The sequence below is a fragment of the Citrobacter sp. Cpo089 genome (genome assembly GCF_030332695.1).
GTDB classification, from domain to species: domain Bacteria; phylum Pseudomonadota; class Gammaproteobacteria; order Enterobacterales; family Enterobacteriaceae; genus Citrobacter; species Citrobacter portucalensis.
Genome location: NZ_JAOWHJ010000075.1, coordinates 8878 through 10489, shown reverse-complemented (window position 1 = coordinate 10489; position 1612 = coordinate 8878). Strand labels below are relative to the sequence as shown.

Genomic DNA, 1612 nt, shown 5'->3' with positions numbered 1-1612 from the left:
GACAGGCTCCGGAAGACGGTTGTTGCGCACGTATTCGGTGAACGCACTATGGCGACGCTGGGGCGTCTTATGAGCCTGCTGTCACCCTTTGACGTGGTGATATGGATGACGGATGGCTGGCCGCTGTATGAATCCCGCCTGAAGGGAAAGCTGCACGTAATCAGCAAGCGATATACGCAGCGAATTGAGCGGCATAACCTGAATCTGAGGCAGCACCTGGCACGGCTGGGACGGAAGTCGCTGTCGTTCTCAAAATCGGTGGAGCTGCATGACAAAGTCATCGGGCATTATCTGAACATAAAACACTATCAATAAGTTGGAGTCATTACCTCGCAAGCCCGTTTTTTGTCCACTAACAGAAATAGGGAGAGGAGATGTCCAGAGCATCCTTGCTCCAGTGGGGGAATTACTCGAAATGCACCTGCGGGTTATCTGCAAGGGAAACGTAGGTTTTGCTGTTTTTATCCAGGGTACGGATTTCACCGCTTTCGATGTCATACACCCAACCGTGCAGACGAAGCGCATTATTGCGCAGCCCAACCGCGACACAAGGATGCGTTTTAATGTTGTTAAGCTGTGCGATAACGTTCTCTTCCACCATGGCATTAACTTTATCGATTGGGTTATCCCAGGTTTTTTTATCGACCACGGCTTTCGCGGCATCGGCATAGTGCAGCCAGTGAGCGACAGCGGGCATCGGATCCAGGGGCTGGCTATCGGCAATGGCTTTCATCGCGCCACAATTGGAGTGACCGCAGATGACGATATCCGTTACGCCAAGTGCGACAACCGCGTATTCGATGGTTGCGGATACACCACCCGGCTCCGGACCAAATGACGGTACGATATTACCGGCGTTGCGGATAACGAAAAGCTGTCCTGGATCTTGCTGAGTAACGAGTTCTGGTACCAGGCGGCTATCGGAACAGGAGATGAAAAGTGCCTTAGGATTCTGGCTGGATGCCAGGCTGCGGAAGAGTTCCTTGCGTTGAGGGAAAATCTCTTTTTGGAAGTTGAGGAAGCCCTCGATGATATGTTGCATAGCAGTGTCTCTTGTCTCTGTTTAAGCAGGTTATGATGAAGATCACACTTTCCAGTTTAACACCAGCCGACAGAAGGGAAAGACTTTATAGCAGTTCAGCAACATCTTTGGATAATTTTGCCCCACCGTGGCAGGGCAAATCGTGTGATGTACGCTATGCGTTTTGCCATTTCTGGTATGCCGCTTTTAGCCGGTTCATCGCTTCTACCAGTACCGGGCGTGGGCAGCCAACGTTGAGTCTCATGTGCCCCTCTCCACCGGGACCATATTGCGCCCCAGGTGAGAGGCCAAGCCTGGCGTCATGCACAAAAAAAACGCTTAGCTGCTCATCGCTGAGATCCATTTTTTCCGCATTCAGAAACAGAAGATACGACGCGCCGCCATACACAATGGAAATCAAGGGACAGTACTTTTCGATTTCACTTTTTACAAACGCTACATTGTCGGCCAGATAGGCCAATAATTTCTGGTGCCAGTCGGCGCAATGGGTAAAGGGGTGATGCTGCCAACTTACTGATTTAGTGTATGATGGTGTTTTTGAGGTGCTCCAGTGGCTTCTGTTTCTATCAG

General features: G+C 50.7%; 1 protein-coding gene and 2 pseudogenes. 1 reads left to right on the top strand and 2 read right to left on the bottom strand.

Going from position 1 to position 1612, the window contains the following annotated elements; genetic code table 11:
• A pseudogene (locus OGX92_RS21825) lies at window positions 1-315 on the top strand (IS1-like element IS1B family transposase); the annotation flags it as partial.
• A 91-nt stretch (window positions 316-406) separates the two neighbouring features.
• On the opposite strand, the gene OGX92_RS21820 reads toward OGX92_RS21825, so the two are convergent.
• Together OGX92_RS21820 and OGX92_RS21815 are read right to left on the bottom strand one after the other, a co-directional pair.
• The gene (locus OGX92_RS21820) at window positions 407-1042 is read right to left on the bottom strand and encodes a carbonic anhydrase (protein ID WP_003826059.1); all 636 of its coding nucleotides are present in this window, start codon (window positions 1040-1042) and stop codon (window positions 407-409) included.
• Window positions 1043-1196: 154 nt separating this feature from the next.
• Window positions 1197-1612: pseudogene (locus tag OGX92_RS21815) on the bottom strand (hypothetical protein); the annotation flags it as partial.